At 70.4% G+C, this 5,910-nt stretch carries 5 protein-coding genes and 1 pseudogene; all 6 read left to right on the forward strand.

The window, feature by feature from the left end; all coding sequences use genetic code 11:
* Positions 1-1,080, forward strand: a 1,080-nt coding sequence (locus ELR45_RS18275; RefSeq protein ID WP_165367891.1) for a HAMP domain-containing sensor histidine kinase, incomplete at its 5' end; no start/stop codon positions are given.
* 107 nt (positions 1,081-1,187) lie between these two features.
* Positions 1,188-1,898, forward strand: a complete 711-nt coding sequence (locus ELR45_RS18280) for a hypothetical protein (protein ID WP_129667669.1) — start codon at positions 1,188-1,190, stop codon at positions 1,896-1,898.
* A complete protein-coding gene (locus ELR45_RS18285; RefSeq protein ID WP_129667670.1) occupies positions 1,895-3,040 on the forward strand; it encodes an RND family efflux transporter in 1,146 nt (381 codons plus the stop codon). Before ELR45_RS18280 ends, ELR45_RS18285 begins: the two co-directional genes overlap by 4 nt.
* On the forward strand, positions 3,037-3,747 hold the full coding sequence (locus ELR45_RS18290) for an ABC transporter ATP-binding protein (RefSeq protein WP_129667671.1): 711 nt from the start codon (positions 3,037-3,039) through the stop codon (positions 3,745-3,747). The genes ELR45_RS18285 and ELR45_RS18290 overlap by 4 nt, the downstream gene beginning before the upstream one ends.
* On the forward strand, positions 3,747-4,973 hold the full coding sequence (locus ELR45_RS18295) for an ABC transporter permease (protein ID WP_129667672.1): 1,227 nt from the start codon (positions 3,747-3,749) through the stop codon (positions 4,971-4,973). The genes ELR45_RS18290 and ELR45_RS18295 overlap by 1 nt, the downstream gene beginning before the upstream one ends.
* 422 nt (positions 4,974-5,395) lie before the next feature.
* Positions 5,396-5,910 (forward strand): annotated as a pseudogene (locus ELR45_RS35435) (hypothetical protein); the annotation flags it as partial.

Raw genomic sequence — 5,910 nt, forward strand, 5'->3', positions numbered from 1 at the left:
CCATTACTGCGCACCGAGACGATCGACGGCGTGCCGTACCGGATCATGAGCGCCGCGCACAACGACGAGTTCTTCCTCAGGCTGGTCTACCCACTCGACGACGTCGAGAGCACGATGACACGGATGGCCTGGCTGCTCGTCGGCGTCGCGGGCGTCGGCGTCGCGGGCGCCGGCGGGCTGGGCTGGCTGATTGTCCGTGCCGGACTGCGCCCAGTGAACAAGCTCACGGAGGCGGCCGAGCAGGTCGCTCGGACGAAGGACCTCGCGCATCGGATCGAGACCGATGGGCGCCAACGAGACGAAGTCACCCGGCTCGCGCATTCGATGAACACGATGCTGGCGGCGCTGGACGACGCGCGCACCGAGCAACGCCACCTGGTCGAGAACGCCGGGCACGAGCTGCGAACGCCGCTGGCCACGCTGCGCAACGACATCGGCATGCTCGTCCGCTCCGCGCGGCACCCCGAACGCCACCTGAGCACGGCCGACCACGACCACCTGCTGCGCGACCTGGACTCCGAGGCCTCCTCGCTGTCCGACCTCGTGGCCGAGCTGGTCGACCTGGCCCGCCGCGAGGTCGAGCCGGAGCCGGAGCTGGAGACCGACATCCGCGCCCTGGTGAGCCGGGCCGTGGAGCGGACGCGGCGGGTCAGGCCGCAGACGACGATCGACGTCCGCGGCGAGTGCTTCGAGGCGACGGTCCGACCCGCCATGCTGGAGCGCGCAGTCGCCAACCTCGTCCGGAACGCCGTCCAGGTCAGCGAGGACGGTAGCCGGGTGGAGGTCGAGCTCTCCGATGACGACGACGGATCGCTGACGGTCCGGGTGCTCGACCGGGGCCCCGGCATCACCGACGACGACATGCCGCACCTGTTCGAACGGTTCTACCGGGGCGAGGGCGCGCGGGAGCGACACGGCTCCGGCCTAGGCCTGGCGATCGTCGCCCAGGCCGCCGAGCACCACGGCGGAAGCGTCCACGCGGCCAACCGCGCAGGCGGCGGCGCCGTGTTCACGCTGCGCATCCCCACCCGTCTCCCGAGTTCTCAGGAAGCTCCTAAACCGGGCCTAAAGAGGTCTTAGACGGGGCCGGGACTGTAGAGGGTGACGGGCGGCCCCGGGTCACGCGCATCCAGCGGTCGGGGCCGCTCCGTCGCCAGTGGACCCTACCGTCCCGGAGGACGATCACAATGACACGAAAACCACATGCGACGCTCGCGCGGCGCATCGCCGCCCGGCTGCGCGCGGACCAGCGCGGCTTCGCGCCCCCGAAGACCGAGGCCGGCCCCCCGGACGGCCGACGACGCGCACGTGCCCTGCCGGCGCTCGGCCTCATGTTGACCGCCGCGCTCGCACTCAGCGCGTGCGGCGACGGCGGCGAGGCGTCGGCCGCCGGCGAGGAGGACTCCGCAGCCGGCCAAGGCGACTCCGCCGCCGACGAGGAAGGTTCCGATGGCGATCCGGTCCTCGACTTCTACCAGTGCCTGCGCGACAACGGCCTGGACGTGGACGACCCGGATCCGAGCGGCGGAGGTGGCGCCGGCCTACAGGGTCCGCCAGGAGTCGACATGGACAACCCGGAGACGGAGGCCATCGTCGACGAATGTAGGGACACTCACCTGGCGGACAGCGACGGCCGAGTCACGATGGGTGGCGAGGACGGCGAGATGGGCGACAACATGGCCGAGCCGGAAGCGCTGATCGCCTACGTCGACTGCATGCGGGAGCACGGCATCGACATGCCCGACCCGAACGCCGACGGGACGCTCTCGTTCCCCGAGGGCGTCGAACCCGACCGGCCCGAGGTCCAGGAGGCCGCCCAGGCGTGCGCCGAGCATCTCGACGGCGGCGGGATCCTGGTCGGTGGCGGCGAAGACGGCCAAGGAGTGGCAGGCCGGTGAGTGACCACACCATGGATCTGGACGACGACGTCGAGCAGCCGCGGCCGCGCCGACGCCGCTACTGGTCATTGGGTGCCGGCATCGTCGTGCTGCTCGCCACCGGCGCCGGCGTCTACTGGTACGTCTACGTCGCGGACAACGGCGACGACAATGACGTGGCTGCTGCCGAGACCGCCGGTCCGGCGGATACGGCCGAGGTCACCCGCGAGACGATCTCGGACACGAGCACCTTCGATGGCACGCTGGGGCACGGTGCCGCGTACGCCGTGACGACGGCGGGCCAGGGCACCGTGACCGGAATCGCCGATCAGGGCACACAGATCGAGCGCGGCGACGAGCTGTTCCGGCTGAACGAGCAACCGGCCACGGCGCTGTTCGGCGGCATCCCGATGTACCGGGACCTGCAGCAGGGCTCGGCCGGGGTCGACGTCGAACAGCTGATCAACAACCTCACCGAGCTCGGCTACGCCGACTGCGAGGCCGAGGACGAGTTCACCTGGTGCGTCGACGTGGCCGTCCGCGACTGGCAGGAGGAGATCGGAATGGACGAGACTGGCGTCGTCGCGCAGACCGACGTCGTCTTTGTCCCGAGCGGTAACCGGGTGGACACGCTGCACACCAACGTCGGCGGTGTGCTCGCCCAGGGGTCCCCCGTGCTCGACGTCACCGGGTCCGAGCAGATGGTCAGTCTGGACGTCGACGTCACGGAACGGGACCTGCTCGCCGTGGACACCGAGGTCACCGTCGAGCTTCCGGGCGGGGACGAGGTCGCCGGGACCGTGACGGCCGCCAACGTCGTGCCGGCCGGGTCCGGCGACGGATCGGACGGCGGATCGGACGACTCCGGCGAGGACGACGCGATCGCCGAGGTCGAGGTCACCCTCGGCGACGAGGTCGACGATTCCCTCCTCGGTGGGCCCGCCGACGTGGTGATCGAGGTGGACCAGCGCGAGGATGTCCTGACCGTCCCCGTGAACGCGCTGCTCGCGCTGGCGGAAGGCGGACACGGCGTGGAGGTCGTCGCGGACGACGGCAGGACCACGCTCGTCCCGGTGGAGACAGGGCTGTTCGCCGACGGCCGGGTCGAGGTCTCCGGGGACGGCATCGACGAGGGCACTGTCGTGGGGGTGGCGGCGCGATGACGCCTGTGGTCCGCCTGCGCGGCGTCAGCCGGGTCTACCCCGGGCATCCGCCGGTGCGGGCGCTCGACGGGGTCAGCCTGGACATCGAGTACGCAGAGATGATCGGGATCGTCGGTCCATCCGGCTCCGGCAAGTCGACGATGCTTAACGTCCTGGGCACGCTGGATCGCGCCGACTCCGGCGAGGTACACATCGACGGCTACGACGTCGCCGGCCTCTCCGATCGGCAGCTGTCCGCGCTTCGCGCCCGCCGGATCGGGTTCGTCTTCCAGCAGTTCTTCCTCTCGCCGGGCGTATCCGCGCTGGACAACGTGGCCGACGGGCTGCTCTACACCGGTCTGTCGCCGCGCAAGCGGCGCACCCGAGCCTGGCAGACGCTGGAGCAGGTGGGCCTCGCCGACCGCACCCACCACCGGCCGCACGAACTGTCCGGCGGGCAGCGACAGCGGGTCGCCGTCGCGCGCGCCCTCGTCGGCCGGCCGTCGCTGCTCCTGGCCGACGAGCCGACCGGCGCGCTGGACTCCACGTCGGGCGCCGCCGTGATCAAGCTCCTGCACGAGCTGCACGCCACCGGCACGACGATCGTCGTCATCACGCACGACCACGACGTCGCCCGCGAGTTGCCCCGCCAGGTTCACATCCTGGACGGCGGGATCTCCTCCGACGAGAAGACCGAGGGACCAGCGCTTCGAGGAGGAGCCCGATGATGAGACGAGGGCGTGGCGCCGACGGTGCCTCCCGCCTGACACCGTCGAGGATGCGCGCCCGGGACACGCTGCGGGTCGCGTTCTCCGGACTGCGCACCCGGCCGCTGCGTGCGGTGCTGTCCGCGCTCGGGATCGCTGTCGGAATCGCCGCCATGGTCGCCGTCGTCGGGATATCGGCGAGCAGCCAGGAGCAGGTCAACCAGCAGCTGCGGGAGCTGGGTACCGGCCTGCTCACCGTCTCGCCGGGGACGTCGTTCCGCGGCGGCGAGGCGAAGCTACCGGAGAACAGCGTCGACATGGTCGCCCGGATCGACGACGTGGACGCGGTCAGCGCGGTCGGGGTCCTCGGGGACGCCAACGTCTACCGCAACGAGGCCATCGACCCGGGCCAGACCAACGCGCTGGCCGTGCACGCCGCGGACACCGGTCTGCTGGACACGGTCAGCGGCACGGTGGCCGACGGACGCTGGCTCGACGACGCGCTGGCCGAGTACCCGGCGGTCGTGCTCGGCAGCGACGCGGCGGAGCTGCTGGGCATCTCACACACCGACGGCAGTATCAACGTCTGGCTCGGCGACCAGTGGTTCACCGTTGTCGGCATCCTCGACCCGGTGCCGCTGGCGCCCGAGCTGGACATGTCGGCGATGGTCGGCTGGCCGGTCGCCGCCGAGCTGCTGGGGTTCGACGGATCCCCGACTACGGTCTACGAGCTGTCCGGGGAGAACAAGGTCGACGACGTCCGCGGCCTGCTGCCCGCCACGGTAAACCCATCGAACCCCGAGGAGGTCGCGGTCAGCCGGCCGTCGGACGCGTTGGCCGCCCAGGCCGCGGTCGACGAGACGCTCACCACGCTGCTGCTGGCGCTCGGCGGAGTCGCGTTGCTGATCGGCGGGATCGGGGTGGCGAACACGATGGTGATCGCGGTCCTGGAGCGCCGTTCCGAAGTGGGCCTGCGCCGGGCCCTGGGTGCCACCCGGCCGCACATCCGGCGGCAGTTCCTCGGCGAGTCAGTCCTGCTGGCCGGGTTCGGCGGGATCGGAGGGGCCGCGCTCGGCGGCGTCGTGACCGCCGTATTCGCTACGAGCCGGGACTGGCAGTTCGCGCTCCCGCTATGGGTGCTCGCCGGCGCCGCCGGCGCGACCGTCGTCGTCGGAGCTCTGGCCGGCGTCTATCCCGCCGCCCGGGCCGCATGCATGCCACCCACGGCCGCCTTGGCCATCGCCTGAGTCGGCACGCCACCAGTATCTGGGGCACAAAGTCGCGGTTCCGTGACATCTCGAAAAGTCGCGGAACCACGACTTGTGACGGAGAATATGCCCTTTCGGGATCTCGCCGGCACGGCATTCGACGAATTGACTCTAGGATGGCTCGAGCTAGCCATCACGCTGGTCCTTCCCGAGGCGATGGGTCGGCCCTGTCCGGGAGGTTCTCGTTTTTGATCTTGCCAATCGGCCCCTCGCAGAGCCGAGTCCGCGGGGTGTTGACGCCTCAGTTGTCCGGGAGAACTCGTCGGAGTCCGCGCGTTTCGTAGCTGAAGGGCGACGGGTCGGCCCAGTCGGACACGATGCAAAGTTCTAAGGTCACGTACGGTCTCCTGCTCCGAAGCCGCGGGCGATGGGTCGACCTCCTGGCAGGTGGAGTAGCCAGAATGCCGTTGGCCGGCGCTGGAGTGGTGATCGTCATCGCGACGAGCGCAGCCGGCCACACCTACTCGTCCGCAGGCATCTGCGCCGCCCTTTATGTGTTGTGCACCGCCATCGTCTCTCCGCAACTTGGCCGAGCGATGGACGTGGTCGGGCAGCGCATAGTGCTGCTCGCGGCAGCCGCGGTCCAAGCCTCGGCGCTACTCCTGCTGTGCCTGCTGGCCCAGCGGAACGCACCGTTGTGGGCGATCGCGGGTTCCTCGATGATGATCGGCTTGTCCGGCGTGGATATCGGGGCCACGGTGCGGGCACGCTGGGCCATTCGGGAGAACGATCCTGCTCGGCGCAGGGTGGCGTCCATGCTCGAATCGGTAGTCGATGAGGCGGTCTTCATCGTCACCGCGCCGATTGTGACTCTCGTTGCCGTTCTGGGCGGGGCGTGGGCGCCGGCCGCCATCGCCTTAGGTCCGCTTCTCGGTTCGACCACTTTGGCCGTTTCCGCCCCTGCCGGCTCGGTGCG

The organism is Phytoactinopolyspora endophytica (genome assembly GCF_004138495.1).
Classification (GTDB): domain Bacteria; phylum Actinomycetota; class Actinomycetes; order Jiangellales; family Jiangellaceae; genus Phytoactinopolyspora; species Phytoactinopolyspora endophytica.